The sequence below is a fragment of the Rathayibacter sp. PhB179 genome (assembly GCF_004345345.1).
In the GTDB taxonomy this organism is placed as follows: Bacteria; Actinomycetota; Actinomycetes; order Actinomycetales; family Microbacteriaceae; genus Rathayibacter; species Rathayibacter festucae.
Window position 1 is genome coordinate 20862 of record NZ_SLVD01000014.1, and the last position, 19544, is coordinate 40405.

Sequence of the window (19544 nt, forward strand, 5' to 3'; positions counted from 1 at the left end):
GGAGGACTCGGCGGGAGATTGGTTGGGGCTGCGGCGTCGGACGGGCCGGTCGGCGACGGGGCGGGCGGGTTCGGTGTTCGAGCGCGATGGCGGCGCGGCGGGTTCCGGGGGTGGGCGGGGGAACGGAGGAAGAGAGGGGCATTGCACGTCCAGGGTCGGCGAGAGGTCGGTCGTCGTGACCTGACTCCGTGTCGCGGGCGCGCAAGTGCGCGCCGATCGAGACGGGGCTCAGATCGGCGGCGACGGCCTACAGCCGAAGAGGGACGCAGCTGGCGGAGAGGCTCAGCCGTGCTCGTGCAGCGGTCGTGAAGAACGACGGTGCGGATGCCGGTGGTGCCGTACTGGCGATGGAGCCCTGCCCGGGCCGTGCGCGGGCGGCGAGGGCGACGACGATCACGATGACCGCGCAGACGACCGCCAGCAGCGCGCACAGCTCAGCGACACCACCCAGCGTCGCGGCATCGGTGAGCGCTGCCACGCTCGAGGTGAGAACTTCGGCGTCCCCCGTCGTCGTCGCGGCTGCGGCGACCGTGGTGTCGGCGGGGACCGCGTCGTGGAGGCGCTCGAGAGGATGTCCGAGCAGCAGCGCGAGCGCGGTCAGGACGACGAGGAAGAGCAGCGTGAGGGTTCGCTGCACACCAGCGCGCGAGGCGTCTGGTTGCAGGTTCGTCACGATGGCATCTTCCCGGTAGCGTCGAAGAAGCCTGCGGTGTAGGCAGGCAAATTTCGACGTAGCGTACCAAGAACAGCTGTTGGTGGCTACGAGGTTAGGGATCGAAGATCATCAGCGGACGGGTCGCAGACTGCGCTCCTTCCCGCGTCTCCGCCTTGGAGAGCCCCGCTACACGGAACAGGACGACTTGATGCCGCTCTCCGCCCCCACCCGACGGGGTCGCCCCGTCCTGTTCGGCGTCGTCCTGGCTGCCGTTGCTGCACTCGCCGTGCTACTTCCGGCTGCGCCTGCAGCGGCTCACACGGGAGTTCAATCCAGCAGTCCCTCCGCGGACGCGACAGTCACCGTGGCACCGTCGGAAGTCACGCTCACCTTCGGGCATGAGGTCGGTTCCGACCCGACCAACAACGTCTCACTCGTGCAGGTGGTGCGAGAAGACGACAACCTGTTCTACTCCAACGGCTGCGCCGATGTGAACAACGAGTCCGTGACCACCGGCATCGCTTTGGGCGAGAGCGGCCGGTACCTCGTGGCGGCGAAGATCGTCACCGAGGACGGGCACGTCTCGACCGCGGAGTACGGCTTCACGTACGAGCGCCCCGCTGAGACCGCGGCGAGGACTGGCGTCGCTCAGCCGCCGGCCTGCGCGAACACCGCGACGGTCTCAGCCGCGCCGGAGTCTCTGTTCGCTCCCTACGTCGCCCCCATCCCGGCGTTCGTGCTGGTGGGCATCGCGCTGGGATTCTTCGTGGTGCTCGCGGTCGTCGTCCTCTTCCTCGTGCGCCGGACGACGCCGAGCACTGCGAGCGTCGGCGGTGAGCCGCCGGCTGCTGAGTGATCGCCCGCCTGTCCCTGAGTGTGCCGGTTCGAGTGAGCGTGCCGCTTCGCGCGCCGGCCCGGTCGAGTCGCGCCCTGGATCTGGTGAGGGCTGCTCTCGCGGGCGTGTTGTTGGATGCGGGCTTCCCGGGTGTGAGCGTGTGGCCGGCGACCCTGCTCGGTGTGGCCGTGTTGATGACGCTCTTGCGCGGCCGGACGATTCGGGCGGGAGCGGTGCTCGGTGCGGTCACGGGAACCGTGTTCTACCTCACCCACGTCGCCTGGACGTCGGAGTACCTCGGCCCTGTCCCGTGGCTGGCGCTCTCGCTCCTCGAAGCCGCGTTCTTCGCGGTGGGCGCGGGCGCGATCTCGGGACTGTGGTCTCTGATCGAACGATTCTGGCCGACCCGGCTGGGGCGGCTGATCCTGCTCCCCGTAGGTGTCGCCGGCGTATGGGTGGGTCGGGAGGTCGTTGCCGGGTCGTGGCCGTACGGAGGGTTCGCGTGGGGCAGGCTGGCGTACTCGCAGTCGGAGAGTCCGCTCTCTCCCGTGATCGCCTGGGTCGGGGTGAGCGGCTTCAGTTTCGTTGTCGTCGCGTGCATCGTGTTCCTGTTGCAGCTGCAGCAGTGGCTCCCGGACCGGCCGGCGGTCCTTGCTCTGGCGGCGACAGCAGTCGGGGCCGCGCTGGTGGCGGTGCCCGTGTGGGAGGCAGTGCCGACCGGGCAGCTGCGCGTCACGGCCGTGCAGGGGGCGGGGCCCGCCGGTTACTTCGATGCCCGAGATCCGGGTGAGCTGCTCGACGCGCAGATCAACGCCACCCCGCGAACGGCGGGGGTCGCGGACGTCGTGCTGTGGCCGGAGAACAGCATGGACGAGGACCCTCTCACTTCACCGGCGACCGCCCGGCGACTCTCCGCGCTCGCTGCCGAGCTTGAAGCGCCGGTGATCGTCGGAGCGATCACCACCCGCGAGGGCCGCTACTACAACAGCTCCCTCGTCTGGACACCGGATGGAGCCGCTGGTCTCTATGACAAGAAGCATCCGGTGCCGTTCGGGGAGTACGTCCCAGACCGAGCGTTCTGGTCGCGTCTGGCACCGGATCTGATCGGCCTGGTACAGCGGGACTACGAGATCGGTGCGCTCTCACCGGCGGTCGCGGTCGCCGGCACCATCGCCGGAGTGTCGCTGTGTTTTGACATCGTCGATGACCGTCTCTTCGACGAGATGATCGCCGGAGGCGCGCAGGTCATCTTCGCGCAGACCAACAACGCCGATTTCGGGCGCACCGACGAGTCCGCGCAGCAACTCGCGATCGCTCGCGTGCGCGCGATCGAGACCGGCAGGACGATCGTCAACGTCTCCACCGTCGGGCAGAGCCAGACGATCCTCCCCGACGGTTCCACGGGGGCCCGGATCCCGGCGTTCACCCCCGGAGCCTTCACCGACACAGTGCCCCTGGTCGCCGCCGTCACTCCAGCGATGTCCCTGCGTACCGCTCTTGCAGGCGGTATCACCCTCAGCGTCCTCGCACCTGTCCTGGCGGCCGCCGTCCTCACTCTGAGTGGCATCCGACGGCCCGCCTCGTCACGGCGTCAGCGCACGTCGGGTGGTGATTGAGGGGCACCTGCCCGCCGATTCAAGCCCTGCAGGTACTCGTTGTACGCATCCAGGTCTGGGGTGCCGTTCTCATCTCCGGCGCGATCCGCCGCTCGAGCGGCCCGAGTGTCATCCCGCTGCCACCGCACGAGCAGCAGCAGCACGATCAGCAGGCTCGGCAGTTCCCCGTAGGACCACGCGAGCGCGCCCGCGATCTGCTGGTCCGCGATCGGATCCACTCCCCACGACGCCGGAGCCTGGAACGCGGCGACGAACGCGCTCGCGGACATCATGACGATGACCCCGAAGAACGCGTGCAACGGCATCTCCGCGAACAGGTCGAACATGCGCCCCAGATGCGTCTGACGCACCGGCAGCGGATCCGCCGACAGCAGCGGAACAGCGAACACGACACCGGCTGCTAAGAACAGCACCTCCAACCCGAGATGACCGGCAGCACTGTCCAGCAGCAACTCGTCCAGATCGCTGAAGTACAGCCCGTAGAACAGCAGCAGGAACAGCGGAATGGTGAACCCCGGATGCAACAGCAGCCGTGACGTGCGCGCACGCAGCAGCGCGAGAGCGGTGAGCAGCACGACGCGTCCCGGCCATCGATGCGGTGTCGCGCGCAGCAGGAGGGTGCCCGGCGAGCCGAGCACGAGCAGCGGCGGAATGGCCATCATCAACGTCAGCTGCTGGAACATGAAGATCGAGAACATCTCCCGGCCGTAGTCCTCCAGACCGCTGGCCATCGTGACCACGAGGATCGCGCACCCGAGGAGAAAGCTCACCATCCGCCACCACGGCCACCGTCGCCGCGTCCACCAGAGCCGCGCGACCCCGATGACGTACACGCCCGCCAGCAGGATCCCGAACAAGCCCCAGACCGGGAATGCGCTGGCGGAGAGAGTGAGGAAGCTGTCCAGGGACGGCGGCGCGTCCGGGAGGCTCGCGAACAGCGACGCGAGGGTCATCAGCGTGCCCTTCGTTCGTTCGTACGTTGTCAGGGGATGACGGGCCCGCCCCAAGCGGGGGCGGGCCCGTCGGGTCAGCTGCGGCGTCGCATCCGGCCGATCACGAAGACCGTGATCGCCGTCGCGACCGCTATCGCGCCGACTCCGATGGACAGCCCCGTGATCACCGGAGCCGCATCGAACCCCGAATCGGACGCGGCAGCTGGAGTCTGCGTGGTGCTCTCGCTCTCACCATCGGTTCCGCAGCGGGCAGCCGTTGCGGCGCCCTCGGCGGCGGGCGCGGCAGCGTCGGGAGCGTAGTCGAAGGTGTAGCTGTCGGAGGTCGGGTGACCGTCGGAGGACACCACCTGCCACCGCACCTCGTACTCGCCCGGCGCCCCGAGCGCCGCCGGCACCGACACGGTGGACCCGTCCAAGGCGACGCATCCCCCCGAGTAGTAGCGGCCGTCCGGGCCGAGCACCTGGATCGCGAACGCGTTGCTCGCGCCTCCCAGATCCAGCAGGGTGTCATTGAAGGACAACGAGACCTCCGTCACCTCCGTCACCTGCTCGTCGGGGGAGGGGCTGCTGCCGAGCACCGAGTCGTGAGCTGCAGCCGCGGGCGCTACGACCAGGGCGAGCAGCAGCGTCGCGGCTGCAGTGACCGCGGCCCTCCCGGCGAGGCGACCGGTCATCCGCGCGCTCGCTTCCGACCGAACAGGGCGATGGCGCCGAACGCAGCCCCCACCACCCCGAGCAGCAGGGCCGCGATGCTCAGCCCGAGGGCCAGGCCCGACTCAGCACCCATCCCGGACGCAGACGCCGTGGCGTCGACGCTATCGGTGGAATCGGCGGTGGTGCTCGATCCGCCGTGATCGTCTTCAGCCGGTTCGTCCTGCACGTAGAGCACAGGGGCGGACTTCAACGAGGTATCGGCCTCGACCTCCTCCGCGGTCGAGACCCAGTCGACGCTCGTCCCGTCGCTGTAGGACTGCACGGCCGGGAGCAGCAGGCTCCCGGTCTCCGGGATCGGGCCCAGCGAGACGGTCCACTGCATGAACTGACCCGGCTGGATCTCGCTCCCCGCATCAGCGGTGAAGACGATGCTGGTCGGCGCCTCGATGATCTCGTTCCCGCCGACCGTCACCGGTTCCGGGAGTGTGCTCTCCACGACCGACGTACTCCACCCCGGGGTCGGCAGGTAGCGCACCGACACGATCGGAGTGTCGGTCGGGAGGGACACGGTCACCGCGGTCGTCATCGCGGTCTCGGACTCGTTCACGGCTTTGAACGTGAAGTTCTCCGAGGCTCCTGGATCGGTGGCGTTCGGGGTGATGCTGATGTGCGCGGACGCGGAGAGCGGGGCGGCTACTGCAAGGGCGATGCCGGCGCTGAGCGCGGTCACCGCGGTGAGAGTGAATCGTGTGGACACAAGAAAATCTTTCCGTGGGGCGGGCGCGACGAAGCAGCCCGAGAAGGGTGAGAAGAGTGCGGGCGGTGGCTGCGCTCAGGCAGCAGCGACCGGCGGCCCTCGATGCCTCATCGTCGACAACGTCACCAGCCGCGGGCGCACCGTCACTGCAGCAGTCGCCGGGGCTCTCTCGCCGGTGGGTACCGCTTCGAGCGTGAACGCGAACAACGCCTGAACCGTCTCGAACCGTTGACGCCGGAGGATGCTCCAGAACGCGCGTTCGCCCATCCGCAGCGCGAAGATCGTCGCGATCGCGGCAAGGAGGTGCGCTCCCCACATGAGGGTGTTGTGGTCCGCGTGGGTCACAGAGTTCGCCAGGTCAAGAGCCGGAACGCCCGCGTTCTGGTGGTGCCCGGCGCGCTCCGGCGCGGCGGGCGACGCGGGTGTGGTCGCCGGATTGCCCAGCATCATCGCCGCGTGGAACGCGAACTGGCTGATCAGCACCGACACGCTCAGGCGCACGCGCGAGAGCCGTCGGCCGGCGAGAGCGATGCACACCGGGACCGCGAACGCGAGTGCCAGGAGAACGCCGAGCCGGCTGGGGGCTGATCCGTCAGCGATCGAGTGAGACACCAACGCGAGCAGTGTCGCAACGAGCGCAGCGACGATGCCGCGCACGGTCCGCGCGCCGCGAGTCGTCATCACATCACCCGTCCACTCGAGCAGCGGGATCGCGATATCGCGTCGCGCCGCTCTCGGCACAGGCTACTGGCCGACGCCCCCGAGCTCCTGCCGGTTGTCCAGCCGACCGCGATCCGTCCTGTCACCGAGTTAGGTCCAGATGGAGGTGAGGTAGTCGCCCGTGATCGCGGGGCTGCGCTCGCGGACATCATCCGCGCTCCAGCCGAGGATCGACGGGTCGATGATCCATTCGCCGTCCTGGGGGGCGTCGCCGGTGCTCTCGTAGCCGACGGTGGAGTTCGACACGGACGCCCAGGTCGCCGCTCCCACCGGTCCGATGAAGATGCTGTCCACGGCGGTGCAGCCGAAGTCGGTTCCGGGGCCGTTCACCGCGCCGAAGTTCCCACCGGTGTCGGCGCCCTCCAGCAGCGGGAAGACCCGCTGGACCGTCTCTGCGCCCACGACGAGGCAGTGCTCGAAGCGCACTCCCGCGGCCGAGCCGATCTGGAACGCCGTATTCGAGGAGGCGAAGTCGATGCAGTCGATGCTCGTGATGTCGCCGTAGTAGTTGCCTCCCTGCCCAGAGAGCTGGACCGTGTCGGTGTGGGCGTCGGATCCGTCCGCTTTGTAGGCAGGAGCGGTGTGGCAGCCGATGCGGTAGATGAAACGCAGACCGCCGGCGCCATCCGTGGGGGTGCGCATGCTGGACACGTCTTCGTCTCGCAGCTGCGCGTCCGGGACGACGATCTCGACGAGCTCGATGTTCTCAGTGAACTCGACGTCGTCGATGCCGTAGACGTTGTACGCGGTGGTCGTGATGCGGGTGAACGCAGAACCGGTGCAGCCGGAGGCGAGGAACCCCCCGGTGGTGACGATGCCGCCCACGGCGACGCCGTGCACGCGCAGAAGACGCCAGGCGTCACTGGTGGTGACCGTGCCCCAACCGTCACGGGGGTAGACGAGAATGCGGTTCTCACGGTCGAGGGATCCGACGTCCTGCATCATCGGTGACGAACTCGACCCTGCGCCGTCGCCGGCGAGCTCGCCGGGAGCGACGAGGATCCGCACCGTCTCGGACGGACCCGTCCCCTCCACTGCGGCGGTGATCGCGTCGCTGATCGCGGACCACGAGCACTCGACCTCCACCTCAAGGTCGACATCGCCGGTGATCCACGGCGTCCGGGAGGGCCAGTGGGTGCCGTTGGGCCCGAACGAGGGGACAGGCTCAGGGACGCCCGCCAGCAGCTCACGCTCCGCAGGCATCGCCTCCGGGTCGCCAGCGACACCGGCGACGTCGGAGTCGCGGGGTGCAAGAGCCTGGTACGCGGCGTAGCCGCCGGCACCGAGCACGGCGACGCCGACGCCCGCGCTCACGGCTCCCAGGATCACGGTCCGCCGACTCGGCCGACGAGGTGATGTCTCGGGAGGGTTCGCAGAGTCGGAGGAGGTAGCGGCGGGGTCGGCCAAGGTGGTATCCAAACCGTCAGGGGGCGGTGCGGGAGGCGACACGCCTCGGGACCGGCGCGCCACGCTGTGCCGTGAACACCTTGGGCGGGATGCCGAGGCGCTCGAGGGGGGACAGTAGCAGTCCTCTCCGAAGACGCGTCGGACGGCGCGGTGTCCGGGCGGCGGCGCAGACTCCCGTGAGCTCGGTCAGTGATGTCACCGGCTGCTCGCTTGTAGCGCGGGCTGTGGAGTGAGCGGGGTGTGGCGGCGGGCCGCGCGCACTCCGTTGGCGATGATGACGACCTCCGCCAGCTCGTGCACGAGGACCACTCCTGCCAGCCCCAGCACACCGGTGAGAGCGAGGGGGAAGAGGACGATGATCACGCCGAGAGCGAGGATCAGGTTCGCGGTCATGATGCGTCGACCGCGTCTGGCGTGGAGCAGCGCGGCGGGGATCAGGCGCAGGTCCGTGCCGGTGAAGGCGACATCTGCGGATTCGATGGCGGCCGCGGACCCGGTGGCGCCCATCGCGATTCCTACATCCGCGGTCGCCAGCGCGGGCGCGTCGTTGATCCCGTCACCGATCATCGCGACTCGTCGATGCCGACGGAACTCCTCGATCGCCGCGGCCTTCTGGTCAGGCTTCTGCTCCGCACGCACCTCGGAGATCCCGGCCTGCTGCGCGAGGGCGTGCGCGGTGCGGGTGTTGTCGCCGGTGAGCATCAGGGCGCCGATGTGATGACGTTTGAGTTCCGCGATGGTGGCGGCCGCTTCCGGCTTTAGTTCGTCTCGGATGCCGATGATGCCCAGAACCGAATCGGCCTGTTCGACGACGACCGCTGTCATCCCTTCGGATTCCATCGATTCGAGCTGCGCGGTGAGAGCGTCGGCGGGCACCCAGCGCGGGCTTCCCACCCGGATCGGGGTGCCGTCGACAGTGCCCGTGAGGCCGTCTCCAGGATGCTCGACGACATCATCTGCCTGAGGGTGGAGGGGTGCCGCCGCGACGATCGCCGCAGCGAGGGGATGGGTGCTGCGTTTCTCCAGTGCTGCCGCGAGGGCGAGGACCTCGTCGCGGGTGACGCCGTCCGCGGTGGCGACATGAGTGACGATGGGGCTGTTGCGGGTGAGAGTGCCCGTCTTGTCGAACGCGACGAGTTGCACCGTGCCCAGTCGTTCGAAGGCTTCGCCGGACTTGATGATCAGACCGAACCGGCTCGCCGAGCCGATCGCGGAGATGACGGTCACCGGAACGGCGATCGCCAGAGCGCACGGCGAGGCGGCGACGAGGACCACGAGAGCGCGCTCCGTCCACGTCCCCGGGTCCCCGATCAGGACACCGAACAGGGCGATGCCTGCGGAGAGGATCAACACGGCGGGCACGAGAGGCTTCGCGATGCGATCAGCCAGACGGGCGCGGTCACCCTTTCGTGCGTGGGCCTGCTCGACGAGCTTCACGATCGTCGTCAACGAGTTGTCGGTTCCAGCGGCGGTCGCCTCGATCTGCAAAGCACCGCCCCCGTTGATGGAACCGGCGGTAACGGCGTCGCCTGGACCCACTTCGACCGGTATCGACTCGCCGGTAATCGCAGACGTGTCCAGGCTGCTGCGCCCCGACACCACGACACCATCGGTTGCCACCCGCTCACCCGGACGGACGACGAGGATGTCGAGCTCGCGCAGCTCCCGCGCCGGAATGGTCACGTCGCCGTGCAGACGGGAGACGGTTGCCGTCTGCGGGATCAGATCGAGCAGCGCCCGCAACCCGTCGCGCGCCTTGTCCATCGCCCGGTCTTCAAGGGCTTCCGCGATGGAGAACAGGAAGGCCAGGGCGGCGGCCTCTCCGACGTGGCCGAGGAGGACCGCGCCGACGGCCGCGATCGTCATCAGCAGGCTCACACCGAGCTTCCCGCGCAGCAGGCGCCGCACCGCGCTCGGAACGAACGTCGACGCTCCAGCCAGCAGGCTCGCCGCCAGCACGATCGTTCCCGCGACCGGGAACCCGGTCCACTCGAGGAGGTAGCCGACCGCGAGCAGAACTCCGGCCGCGACCGGGATCAGGACACCTCGATCGCGCCACCACGGCGCGAGCTCATCCCCGTCGGAGTGCTCGTCATCCTCACCGCCCTCATCGTGCATGTGGGAGTCAGCGGGTACCGGACCTTTACCGAGGGTCACCACGGCCGGAGTCTCCTCCACGGCGCAGCACGCATCCCCGGTCGGTCGCGGCCGCGCCCTGACGACCCGTCGAGAGGCAGCAGACTCGTCACCGTCGCCGCAGCACTCAGCGCTCACGCGTTCACCTCGCAGCACATCGGGACGTCGCAGTTCTCGTCCGTGCACCCTGCACCGTCTTCCACAGCGAGTACGACGTCGAGCATCACCATCAGTGCCTTCGAGAGGTGAGGATCCGCGATCTCGTATCTCGTGCTGCGGCCCTCCGGGATCGCTGCGACGATTCCGCACCCACGCAGACACGTCAGATGGTTCGACACGTTAGAACGGGTCAACCCCAGAGCCTCCGCCAGCTCTCCCGGATGACCCGGCTGCTCGATGAGCGACAGCAGGATCCGGGAACGAGTGGGATCCGCCATCGCTCGGCCCAACCGATTCATGACGTCGAGACGCGAAGCAATAGTCAGCATGCACTGACCTTACAGCGGTCAGTGTCGAATGATCGTATGATCGGCAGATGAGCCGACCATCGAAGAGCCGGCGCCGCACCGGACGAGGGCCCGCTCCCCGCTCCCACCAGGGGCGAACGCCTTCTCGAGCTGCGGCCTCTCGATACCCGGATCGCAGCAGGGCGAAGATGGCTCTGGCGCCGGGAATCATCCTCGCGATCGTGCTGCTCGCCGGGCTGGCACTCGTGGGCACCGAGGAGTACATCTTCGTGCTCTACACCGTCGCGATCCTCGCGGCGGTGATGTCGTGGTTCGCGATCCAAGCCCGCGCCTGGTGGTGGCTGATCGGGCTCGCACCGATGGTCGTGCTGTGGAACCCCATCCTCCCCTTCACCTTCCTCGACGTCATCTGGTCGTCACTGCACCTGGTCGGTATCGGCATCGCTGTCGCCGCTGGGCTCATCATCCGCGTGCCCGTCAACGACTGAACCCTCACCCCTCTCGGCGAAAGGCTTCCTATGCAGTGCCCCCTCGACAACACGACCCTCGTCATCTCCGAGCGCTCCGGCATCGAGATCGACTACTGCCCGCAATGCCGCGGTGTGTGGCTGGACCGCGGTGAAATCGACAAGATCATCGAACGGTCCGTCGCCTCATCTGACGACGCCCGCCAGCCGTACGGCACACCGTCGCGCCGCGACGATCATGATCGCGGTGATCGCGGACACGGCAGCGACCGGGATCGAGGGCATGGGGGCGACCGCGATCGTGATCACGGACGCGGGGACCAGGGTGACGGGCGCCGCCGTGGTCGCGAGAGCTGGTTGAGCAACCTCTTCGACTGACCGACCCCCGATCCACTTGAGGAGCCGGTCAAATGACCGACAGCGCATCGTCCCGCAGCCGTTCTGATGCTGAGGCGGGCTTGGCTGTGGGCCCGAGCCGGCCTGCGGATCACATCGACGCGGTCGCTGAGGACCGCGGCGAGATACGTGAGCCCAGGCTCGGTCCGGTGGGGTGGATCCGCTGGGTCTGGCGGCAACTGACCAGCATGCGGACCGCGCTGTTCCTGCTCCTGCTGCTCGCGATCGCCTCGATCCCGGGGTCGTTGGTGCCGCAGCGTTCATCGGACCCGAACGGTGTTGCGCAGTACTTCATCAACAACCCCGACATCGCACCGCTGCTGGAGAAGGTGCAGGCGTTCGACACCTACACGTCGATCTGGTTCTCCAGCATCTACCTTCTTCTCTTCGTCTCTCTCATCGGCTGCGTCATCCCTCGAACGAAGCACCACGTGGCTGCTCTGCGCGCGCTCCCACCCAAGACTCCCGTGCGACTTGAACGTCTCGTGGGTTACCGCACTGCTGTCGTGGAGGAGCCGACGGCCGGTGAGTCCATCACCTCAGCGCAGGTGAGGCTGAGGAAGGCGGGATACCGCACCGCCCGCTACGACACGGAGCGACACGGTCGCGTGGTCGCGAGCGTCGCGGCGGAGCGCGGCTACCTGCGCGAGACGGGAAACCTCGTCTTCCACCTCTCTTTGGTCGGCCTTCTCGTGTGCGTGGGCTTCGGCGGCGGCTTCGGGTACGCCGGCCAGCGGGTGATCGTGGAGGGCCAGTCCCTCTCGAACACCCTCGCCTCGTACGACTCCTTCAACCCGGGCCGGTTCTTCGTTCCCGAGCAACTGGACCCCTTCACTCTCAAGCTGGAGGATCTGTCCGTCACCTACGAGGAAGAGAATCGCAGCGCCCTGGGGCAGCCGATCGATTTCACCGCCTCCGTGAGCACAAGACTGGGTCCCTCCGATGCAGAGTCGTCGAGGATCAAGGTCAACGAACCGATCTCCGTCGGACGCAGCAACATCTACCTTCTCGGCAACGGGTACGCCCCGACCATCACGATGCGAGATCCCGGCGGACGGATCGTTTTCTCGGAGCCCGTCCCGTTCCTGCCGCAGGACTCGAACATGACCTCCATCGGTGTCGTCAAAGTCCCCGACGGGCTCGCGACCCAGGTCGGCATGACCGGGTTCTTCTATCCCAGCGAAGCGGAGCTGCCGTCCGGCGCTTCCACCTCTAACTATCCCGACCTCGTCCTGCCCGTGCTCTCCCTCGACGTCTTCACCGGTGACCTTGGCCTCGACGGCGGGATCCCCGCGTCCGTCTACACGCTGAACACGGATGACCTGACCCGGGTCACCGGCGGATCCACCGGCACGGCCTCCCTCCGCCTGCAACCCGGAGAGACAGCCGAGCTCCCCGGGGGCCTGGGCAGTATCTCGTTCGACGCCGCCGATTCCGCGGCCACTGGCGGTGAGAGTGTCCTGCGTTTCGCGTCGTTCGACATCAACGCGGACCCGACGGAATCCTGGGTCCTCGTCTTCTCCATCCTCATCGTCGCCGGTCTTCTCACCTCGCTCTTCGTCGCTCGCCGCCGCGTATGGGTGAAAGCGACAGCGCAGGACGACGGCACCGTCCTTGTGGAGTACGCAGGACTCGCCCGCGGAGAAGACCCTCATCTGGCGCATGCAGTCGCCGAGCTCGCTCGCACGCACCTCACCGGACCGAATCGAGAACCATGACCCCCGAACCGATCACGCTCCGACCCATGACCTGCCGGTCCTCGAACAGCACAGGATGCGCCTGACATGCAGACACCCACCACTACTGCCGCGCCTGGCGTCGGGCGGATCGTCCTCGTCGCTGCAGCTCTTGTCGGGGCCTTCGCCATCGATAGGGCCACAAAAATCTGGGCGCTCGACTCGCTCTCCGACGGCAGCGTGATCCCCTTTGCGCCCGGCTTCAGTCTCGAGCTGCACTTCAACCCCGGAGTGGCCTTCGGAATCGGCGCCGACGTCGGAGCGCCGCTCGTCATCGGCCTCATGCTGATCATCAGCGCGCTCTGCGTGTGGATCGCGCTCAGGCTGATCCGACGCTCCTCACTGCCGGGCACCGTCTTTCTGGCGGTCGTGGCCGGCGGCGCGCTCGGAAATCTGTGGGATCGCATCTCCCGCGCGCAGAACGGTCCGCTGACCGGCGAAGTCATCGACTTTCTCGCCGTCGAATGGTTCTCCATCTTCAACGTCGCGGACATCTTCACCACCTGCGGCTTCATCGCCTGGGCGATGACCTCCTCACCGATGAGTGGTATCCGAGCCACACCTGCAGCACCGGATCGCAACACGCGGTGACAGCAGACCCGAACACCTTCTCCCATCTGCTGTCCACGTACACGAGAAAGGGCCGCCCCGAGGGGCGGCCCTTCCTGCGTCATCGCTCTTCAGTAGTGAAGAAGCGGCGCGCGCGGATCTACTTGGTGACCGTGAACGGCAGTGAGATGGCCTTGCCGGTCTGGGCGCCGGTCACCGTGACGGTGTAGTCGCCGGGGGTGGTGGGCGCCTTCGCGGAGACGACGAGGCCTCCGTCGACGAGATCCTGCGTCGCGGTGCGCTCCGTGAACATCGGAGCGGAGCCGACCAGCTGAGTGTCGCCGTTGAAATCCTTCGCGGTCAGGGTGATCTTCTCGCCGGGCGCGAACGTAGTGCCCGAGAGCTCGGCGGTCGCGTTGAAGCTCAGCGAGTCGACGTCGCGGTCCAGGCCCAGCGCGTTCGAGATGGTGAAGAACGTGTCGGTCTGGTCGGTGAGGCCGGCGACGTTGGCCGCGCCGGGTCCGTAGCCGGCGATGCGCAGCTGCGAGCCGGTGTGCTGCTGCGAGCTGCCCTCGGCGCCCGTGCCGTACGAGACCTTCATCGTGCTGCCGTCAGCGGTCTTCAGCGCGGTGCTGAGCGACGTGGGGGGCGTGCTGTCCACGATCTGGCTGGTGTGGGCGTGGTCGGCGGTGACGATGACGAGCGTGTTGCCGTCGGCCTTCGCGAAGGCGAGAGCGGCCTGAACGGCCTCGTCGAGGTCGACGGTCTCACCGATCTGACCGCAAGCGTTCGCGGCGTGGTCCTGCTTGTCGATGCTGGCGCCCTCGACCTGGAGGAAGAAGCCCTTGTCGCCGGTGTCGAGTAGGTCGATCGCCTTCTCGGTCATCGAGCGAAGAGTGGGCTGGTCCGCGGGGCGCGTCGGGTTGGCGACGCAGGTCTGCGGAGCGGCGTCGCCGCCTCCGACAGTGGCGGGGGTCGGCGCGTAGCGGACGGGCAGGTTGCCCGAGCCGAAGAGACCGAGGACGGGAGCGTCCTGGTCGGCGACGGTGAGGGCTTCGAGCTGGGCGGCCGTGCCGGCGGTGGTCGCATCGCCGAGCACCTGATAGCCGCGCTCATCCGCCTGCTGGAACAAAGTCTGACCGGCCCAGTCGCCGGCCTTCGCGGTCTGACCGAAGCTTGCCGAGCCACCACCAAGGGTCAGGTCGGCGCGAGTGCCGAGGATCTGCTCACTGATCGAGCCGAGTCCACCGTTCTCGAGCGCGTCGTTCCCGCAGCTTGCGCTGTCGGGCCCGTAGCAGCTGCGCGCGTCCACGTGCGCGGCCTGCACAGCGGGCGTCGCGTCCTGGATCTCGGACGTGGTCACGTTGCCGGTCTTCAGTCCGTTCGCCTTCGCGATCTCCAGCAGGGTGTCCTTCCGGTTCTGGTCGATATCGACCGAGACCGCGTTGTCGTAGGTCTTGGTGCCGGTCGCCCAGGCGCTGCCGGTGGCGGCGGAGTCGGGCACGTAGTCCGGGGCGCCCTTGACCGCACCGGTGGCGGGGTCGTCGGCGCGGTAGAGCGAGTAGGTGGTGTACTGTCCGGTGATCGGGAGGGCGTCGATGCCCGGGAAGCGGCCGGCCGCGCCGTACTGGTAGTTGCGGGCCACGGTGATCTCGGAGTCGCCCATGCCGTCGCCGATGAGGAGGATGACGTTCTTCGCGTCCTGATCCTTGATCTCGGCGCGGAGGGAGTCGGAGAGGTCGGCGTCGACCGGGGAGATGCGGGCGGCGCCACCGGTGGCTGAGAGGTCAGCGGAGCCGGCAGCGGTGGCGATGCTGGGAGCGGCGAGGGCCGCTCCGCAGATCAGAGCGGCGGCCGTGAGGGCCACCGCGGAGCGCCCGCGGTTCGCGGAGCGGAAGAGTCGTGTCACGTCGTGAACTCCCTGAAGATTCTTGGCCCAAACAGACCAGCTCCAGGTCACTCCGCCACGGAGTCGCACGAGTGGACAGCAGACGCCTGCCGGGTGAACGCGACTCAACGCGCTGGGTTCTCCCCAGCCGTTGCGCGTGAACGTCAAGAGAAGGAGACTCCACCGTCACTCGTGATCACAGGTCGGTTCTGGGGCGCCGGATCCGGGTGAGCATTCCGAGAGTCGATCTCGGGACGAAAGCGGCGAAGAGCCGGTGTCGCACACCTGCGTCCGCTTGCAGCGCGGCGACGACGCGTGAGGCGGCCTCCCATGTGGTGCCGCCATCGTCCGCCTCCGGCGCGTAGCGCACACGTTCGAGCGCCCGGCGGAGCCTGCGGAGTTCGTCGCGAGCCTGCTCATCCCCCTTGATCGCGTCCGCGACGAAGCCCTCCTGGACGCGAAGGGTGCTGTGTTCCTTGACCGGGACGTCCAGGTCCCGCGCGCTCGCGAGGACCTCCGACCACGCAGCCTCCGTCGACCCTGCCGCCGCCGCCCGCCGCCTGGCGGCGCGTTGGCCGATCCGCAGCAGCCACGGCGCAAGCAAGAGCAGTGCGAGCAAGACCCAGGCGGCAACCGCCGGCGTTGAGGGTGTCCCTGCCGTTCCGCCGGCTTCTCCTGCAACGGAGGAGGCCGGTGCCGTCGCGGTGGGCGCGGCGCTGGCTTGCGGAGTAGCGCTCGGCGCGGGCGCGGCGGCAGCGCCCGGCGTGGTCGAGCTGGTAGCTGATGTCGCGCTCGGGAGCGTGTAGGACGCGGGCGCACCACGGCTGGGGGTCGGCTCGAAGGGCAGCCAGCCGACGCCTTCGAAGTAGAGCTCCGGCCAGGAATGCAGATCGGAGGACATCACACGGTAGGTGGTCAAGTCAGTATCTTGCGACGGAACGACAGCGCCCGGCTGATAACCGATCGCAAGTCGCGAGGGGATGCCGAGCTGGCGCGCCATCACGGCCATCGCCGACGCGAAATGCACGCAATAGCCCTCACGAACCCTCAGGAAATCCTCGAGCACACCGACTCCATCGCCGTCGTAGCCTTCCTCTGCCGGAGTGTCCTCCGAGTAAGTGAACTCCGAGGAGCGGAAGAAGGACTGCAGCGACCGCGCCTGGTCGTAGGCGTTCGTGTCATCGGCCGTCACCTCCACAGCCGTGGTGCCCACGATCTCGGGCACGTCGTCCGGGAGGGAGAGGTACCGATCGAGTCCGGACGGAGCCGGGGCGTTGAGGAGTTGTTGCGGATCCGGATCAAGGCGCAAGGCCTGAATTTGGTACTCGTCGCCTGCACGAGTAGTCGTGTCGCCGCGAATGGATCCGTCCTGCACGTCCTGCAGCCAGCCATCACCGACGCCCTCGAGTGAGGCGACCGGGTACGGAACGGGAAGCCACTGGCTCCGCAGAGTCTCGATGGACACTTCGACCTGCTCCGTCGTGCGCGGGACGCTCTCCGTCAGACCCTCCGGAGTGATCGGCGCGTCGATCGGCGAGGTCTCCTCCGTGTCGCTCGGCGCCCAATTCTCCCCCTCGAAGTCAGAGACGGTGAGCACCCGCAGATAGACCGGCAGATCGGAGTCGGTCGCGTAGCGGAGGACGGTCACGGGGTTCGGTTGACGGAGATCAGCGCCCAGTGCGACAACTGGGTTGATCGATCCGTTGAACAGCGTTCCCGAGATGTCCGAGGATGCTGACGTGCGCATGTATCCGGCGGCCGAGCCCGAGAGGGCCGCTGCCGCGAGCACCACCACGCCGGCAACGGCCACGGAAGGCGCGGCCGAGGCGAGCGTGAGCCGATACCTGCGCTCGGGGCGGGCGCTCACAGCGAGAATCGCCGCATAGAGAAGACCCGTCACGACCAGGCTCGCCCAGGACACCTCCGCAGGATCAATCACCGCTGGAACCGCGAGCAGCACAGCCGGAAAAACGCCCGCCAACGCGGGCAGGCGCACCGAGAATGCAAAGAGGTCGCTCGCCCAGGCGAGCACCACGACCCCACCGACGAGAAGGAAGACGATGCCGGTATCAGCAACGGCCGGCAGGCCCTGCTGAGCAATCGAGGCGAAACCTGCCTCAGCAAGCAGCTGCGCATCTTGCACCGAGCCGACCGTAGGGACGAGAAAGAGCAGGGCACGAGCAGGGACGAACATCGCGGTGATGACGGCGACGGCAGTCACGCTCGCCAAGACCGGCGGAAGCACCGGATGCGCCCGGAGCGCTCGAGCCCCGGCCGGGACCGCGAGGGTGACGCCGACCGCGAAAGCGAGCTGCACCAACCAGCCCCACCCATCCAGCAGCCGACCAGCACCGGACGCGGCCGCGATCATCGCGAGCCAGAGCAGAGTCGATAGAACGGTGGATCTTGTCCGCGAGTTGCGATCCGATCGGCGGTTCACACCACCACCCCACCGCCGACCGCGACCCACGCGATCAGGTCGAGCCCGGCGCCTACGCCGTCGAGACGCGAAGCGGCGATCATCATGCGAGGACAATACAGTCACCGCTGACTAATTTGCCTGGGATGAATCGTCCGTTTCACCTGTCACGACGAGAATCTGCGGGTGCGCGAAGCCCGAGGTTGGCCTGTCAGGAAGCTCGTAGAGAGACACCAGGACCGGCTCGTCATGCAGGCGGACCTCGGTCGCGGGGGCCGGTTAAGGCAACAGCGACGGGCGCTACAACGTGAGGGGACTGGCAGCGCAGCACACCCATACCGCGCCTCAGGGACCGTCGGATCCGGAGACACTCGACGTCCCTGAGGTGGCCCCGTGTCCCCAGCGATTCCACGCGAGGATATAGATCGCAAGTCCAGTGACGAGCCCCGCGATCACCCACAGCACCACGAGGTAGTCGATCCAAGAACCGACCGGTGGCGCACCGGGCAGGAAGTTCCGCAGCGGAATGACGGCGAAGAGCATCGCGCCGATCCAGCTCGTGAGGGTGGCCTCCACCTTTCGGCGGCCGGTGTATGCGCTGATGGCGACGAACAGGACCAGCACCGGAGTGGCCGCCATCAACCCGAGCAGCACGATCCCGAAGGCGACCGTGCTCGCCGAGCGGGTCGCCGTGATCTCCACGGAGGGCAGTGGTCGAAGGCCGCCAGCCGTGGGCACGGTGTTCGCGGGGTGCTCGATCGTCACGGTGTGCAGCTGCCATCCCGGCACGGCATCGTCGAGGCAGACTCGGGTGGGGAGAGCGGTGTGCTCGTGGCCATCCTGATGGTCATCCTCGCCGGTGAAAGCGAAGGTCGTGAGGTCGGCCCGGTAACTGTCGAAGGGCCATTCCTCGACGATTCCCTCGGCGTAGTCCGATTGCGTCGAGCTCTCGAGCACCTCACCCGCCGGGAACGTCAGAACGCTCGATCCGTCGACCGGGAAGGTCACCAAGCTGATCGTCTCGGTGGCCGTGTAGCCGTCGGAGGAGGTCAGGCTCTCGGAAGGCACCAGGGTCAGCTGGAACTCGAGCCTCTGACGGGCCGCATTCACTGCCGCCGGCTGCAGCTTCACGGTGACGGGGTCATCGCCCGCGATGACCGTCTCGCAGCCATCGCTCGACTCCCGAATGCCGCCTGCGTACGTCAGCACGACAGTCGCATACAGGAGTGCCGCAGCAACGACGGCGACGACGACCGGCCATCGGCGACGCGTGGGGCGAGGGCGTGCGTCGATCATTCGCCGAGCGTATCGAGTCGATTGGCGGCGCCGATCGCTCACGCCTCTGAGAACGTCCCCCAGGCGAAAAGGAGACGGGACCCGCTTTCGTCATCTCCGTCTCCGAAGCGCCGTCAGTCCTCCTGATCCGAGGAGAGCTGACAGCGAAGCTTCCTGCCCGGCGCCGGCTCAGGGGCAGTAGACGGCCCACTCGCTCTCGGCGACCTCATGCCGTTCCGCGCCGATCTGCAGGATCCACCCCGTGGCGGTGCGCTCTTCCACATGTCCGCGAATCGTCTCCGGCGCCCACCCTTCGCTCGTGCTGACGTAGCGGATGAACCACGCGTGCTGCCCAGCGCGAGGCGTCGTCGTTCGGGACATCTGTCGATTATCTGACGAAAGTGGAAGCGACGGCTGGACGGGCGGCGCCCCTTGACTCCTCTGCACAAGTAGAGGAGCGGCACATCAATCAACGGCGATCCGCGCAACGTGTTCCGCCCGCGCGAGCAATCGCTCACCGGTGACCGGCCGCCCCGGGCTCGTCCACGGTGTGGTTTGCCGCGCTCCATGGCGGCGTTCTCGTACGGCGGCGTGTCACCCCTGTCGGGGAAAGG

18 protein-coding genes are annotated in these 19544 nt (G+C 67.9%); 6 read left to right on the plus strand and 12 right to left on the minus strand.

Annotated elements, in window-relative coordinates:
• Positions 1 to 247: 247 nt before the first annotated feature.
• The gene (locus EDF43_RS20980) at positions 248 to 673 is read right to left on the minus strand and encodes a hypothetical protein (protein ID WP_165909233.1); all 426 of its coding nucleotides are present in this window, start codon (positions 671 to 673) and stop codon (positions 248 to 250) included.
• A gap of 190 nt (positions 674 to 863) precedes the next feature.
• Between EDF43_RS20980 and EDF43_RS20985 the strand changes: the two genes are divergently transcribed.
• Together EDF43_RS20985 and lnt are read left to right on the plus strand one after the other, a co-directional pair.
• The gene (locus tag EDF43_RS20985; protein WP_159910460.1) at positions 864 to 1511 is read left to right on the plus strand and encodes a copper resistance CopC family protein; all 648 of its coding nucleotides are present in this window, start codon (positions 864 to 866) and stop codon (positions 1509 to 1511) included.
• Positions 1508 to 3106 carry an apolipoprotein N-acyltransferase gene (gene lnt, locus EDF43_RS20990; protein WP_132438430.1) on the plus strand — a complete coding sequence of 533 codons (1599 nt, stop codon included), beginning with the start codon at positions 1508 to 1510 and terminating at the stop codon, positions 3104 to 3106. Before EDF43_RS20985 ends, lnt begins: the two co-directional genes overlap by 4 nt.
• On the opposite strand, the gene EDF43_RS20995 is transcribed toward lnt, so the two are convergent.
• The 7 genes from EDF43_RS20995 to EDF43_RS21025 form a co-directional block, all read right to left on the minus strand.
• A complete protein-coding gene (locus EDF43_RS20995) occupies positions 3082 to 4059 on the minus strand; it encodes a cytochrome c oxidase assembly protein (protein WP_056045869.1) in 978 nt (325 codons plus the stop codon). The two genes, lnt and EDF43_RS20995, sit on opposite strands and share 25 nt — an antisense overlap.
• A 74-nt stretch (positions 4060 to 4133) precedes the next feature.
• Positions 4134 to 4733, minus strand: a complete 600-nt coding sequence (locus tag EDF43_RS21000; protein ID WP_132438429.1) for a copper resistance CopC family protein — start codon at positions 4731 to 4733, stop codon at positions 4134 to 4136.
• On the minus strand, positions 4730 to 5470 hold the full coding sequence (locus EDF43_RS21005) for a YcnI family protein (protein ID WP_132438428.1): 741 nt from the start codon (positions 5468 to 5470) through the stop codon (positions 4730 to 4732). Before EDF43_RS21005 ends, EDF43_RS21000 begins: the two co-directional genes overlap by 4 nt.
• Positions 5471 to 5545: 75 nt before the next feature.
• Positions 5546 to 6151: a hypothetical protein gene (locus EDF43_RS21010; RefSeq protein WP_132438427.1), complete on the minus strand. Its 606-nt coding sequence runs from the start codon at positions 6149 to 6151 to the stop codon at positions 5546 to 5548.
• A gap of 129 nt (positions 6152 to 6280) precedes the next feature.
• Complete coding sequence (locus EDF43_RS21015) at positions 6281 to 7519, minus strand: hypothetical protein (RefSeq protein WP_165909232.1); 1239 nt, start codon at positions 7517 to 7519, stop codon at positions 6281 to 6283.
• A gap of 273 nt (positions 7520 to 7792) precedes the next feature.
• Positions 7793 to 9715, minus strand: coding sequence for a cation-translocating P-type ATPase (locus EDF43_RS21020; protein WP_132438450.1), 1923 nt, complete (start codon positions 9713 to 9715; stop codon positions 7793 to 7795).
• A gap of 152 nt (positions 9716 to 9867) precedes the next feature.
• Positions 9868 to 10221 (minus strand): metalloregulator ArsR/SmtB family transcription factor, encoded by a 354-nt coding sequence (locus EDF43_RS21025; RefSeq protein WP_056045852.1) that lies wholly within the window; start codon positions 10219 to 10221, stop codon positions 9868 to 9870.
• 167 nt (positions 10222 to 10388) lie between these two features.
• Between EDF43_RS21025 and EDF43_RS21030 the strand changes: the two genes are divergently transcribed.
• From EDF43_RS21030 to EDF43_RS21045, 4 genes are all read left to right on the plus strand, one after another.
• A complete protein-coding gene (locus EDF43_RS21030; protein ID WP_132438425.1) occupies positions 10389 to 10688 on the plus strand; it encodes a DUF6804 family protein in 300 nt (99 codons plus the stop codon).
• A 30-nt stretch (positions 10689 to 10718) separates the two neighbouring features.
• Positions 10719 to 11045, plus strand: coding sequence for a zf-TFIIB domain-containing protein (locus EDF43_RS21035; protein WP_132438424.1), 327 nt, complete (start codon positions 10719 to 10721; stop codon positions 11043 to 11045).
• A gap of 32 nt (positions 11046 to 11077) precedes the next feature.
• Positions 11078 to 12781 carry a cytochrome c biogenesis protein ResB gene (locus EDF43_RS21040; RefSeq protein WP_132438423.1) on the plus strand — a complete coding sequence of 568 codons (1704 nt, stop codon included), beginning with the start codon at positions 11078 to 11080 and terminating at the stop codon, positions 12779 to 12781.
• A gap of 66 nt (positions 12782 to 12847) precedes the next feature.
• Positions 12848 to 13390 (plus strand): signal peptidase II, encoded by a 543-nt coding sequence (locus EDF43_RS21045; protein WP_132438422.1) that lies wholly within the window; start codon positions 12848 to 12850, stop codon positions 13388 to 13390.
• Positions 13391 to 13508: 118 nt separating this feature from the next.
• Here EDF43_RS21045 and phoA read toward each other — a convergent pair whose 3' ends face one another.
• From phoA to EDF43_RS21065, 4 genes are all read right to left on the minus strand, one after another.
• The gene (gene phoA / locus EDF43_RS21050; protein WP_132438421.1) at positions 13509 to 15257 is read right to left on the minus strand and encodes an alkaline phosphatase; all 1749 of its coding nucleotides are present in this window, start codon (positions 15255 to 15257) and stop codon (positions 13509 to 13511) included.
• A 175-nt stretch (positions 15258 to 15432) separates the two neighbouring features.
• The gene (locus tag EDF43_RS21055; RefSeq protein ID WP_165909231.1) at positions 15433 to 17676 is read right to left on the minus strand and encodes a DUF3488 and transglutaminase-like domain-containing protein; all 2244 of its coding nucleotides are present in this window, start codon (positions 17674 to 17676) and stop codon (positions 15433 to 15435) included.
• Between the two features lie 324 nt (positions 17677 to 18000).
• On the minus strand, positions 18001 to 18951 hold the full coding sequence (locus EDF43_RS21060) for a DUF4436 family protein (RefSeq protein WP_132438419.1): 951 nt from the start codon (positions 18949 to 18951) through the stop codon (positions 18001 to 18003).
• A gap of 168 nt (positions 18952 to 19119) precedes the next feature.
• Positions 19120 to 19311 carry a hypothetical protein gene (locus tag EDF43_RS21065; RefSeq protein WP_132438418.1) on the minus strand — a complete coding sequence of 64 codons (192 nt, stop codon included), beginning with the start codon at positions 19309 to 19311 and terminating at the stop codon, positions 19120 to 19122.
• Between the last annotated feature and the right edge of the window lie 233 nt (positions 19312 to 19544).

Bases quoted from the DNA above. Each gene is read 5' to 3' on its own strand.
- EDF43_RS20985 (WP_159910460.1), top strand. From the start codon at position 864: ATGCCGCTCTCCGCCCCCACCCGACGGGGTCGCCCCGTCCTGTTCGGC.
- EDF43_RS21065 (WP_132438418.1), bottom strand. From the start codon at position 19,311: ATGTCCCGAACGACGACGCCTCGCGCTGGGCAGCACGCGTGGTTCATC.
- EDF43_RS21060 (WP_132438419.1), bottom strand. From the start codon at position 18,951: ATGATCGACGCACGCCCTCGCCCCACGCGTCGCCGATGGCCGGTCGTC.
- EDF43_RS20995 (WP_056045869.1), bottom strand. From the start codon at position 4,059: ATGACCCTCGCGTCGCTGTTCGCGAGCCTCCCGGACGCGCCGCCGTCC.
- EDF43_RS21025 (WP_056045852.1), bottom strand. From the start codon at position 10,221: ATGCTGACTATTGCTTCGCGTCTCGACGTCATGAATCGGTTGGGCCGA.
- EDF43_RS21035 (WP_132438424.1), top strand. From the start codon at position 10,719: ATGCAGTGCCCCCTCGACAACACGACCCTCGTCATCTCCGAGCGCTCC.
- EDF43_RS21040 (WP_132438423.1), top strand. From the start codon at position 11,078: ATGACCGACAGCGCATCGTCCCGCAGCCGTTCTGATGCTGAGGCGGGC.
- EDF43_RS21000 (WP_132438429.1), bottom strand. From the start codon at position 4,733: ATGACCGGTCGCCTCGCCGGGAGGGCCGCGGTCACTGCAGCCGCGACG.
- EDF43_RS21045 (WP_132438422.1), top strand. From the start codon at position 12,848: ATGCAGACACCCACCACTACTGCCGCGCCTGGCGTCGGGCGGATCGTC.
- EDF43_RS21030 (WP_132438425.1), top strand. From the start codon at position 10,389: ATGGCTCTGGCGCCGGGAATCATCCTCGCGATCGTGCTGCTCGCCGGG.
- EDF43_RS21010 (WP_132438427.1), bottom strand. From the start codon at position 6,151: ATGACGACTCGCGGCGCGCGGACCGTGCGCGGCATCGTCGCTGCGCTC.
- EDF43_RS21020 (WP_132438450.1), bottom strand. From the start codon at position 9,715: ATGCACGATGAGGGCGGTGAGGATGACGAGCACTCCGACGGGGATGAG.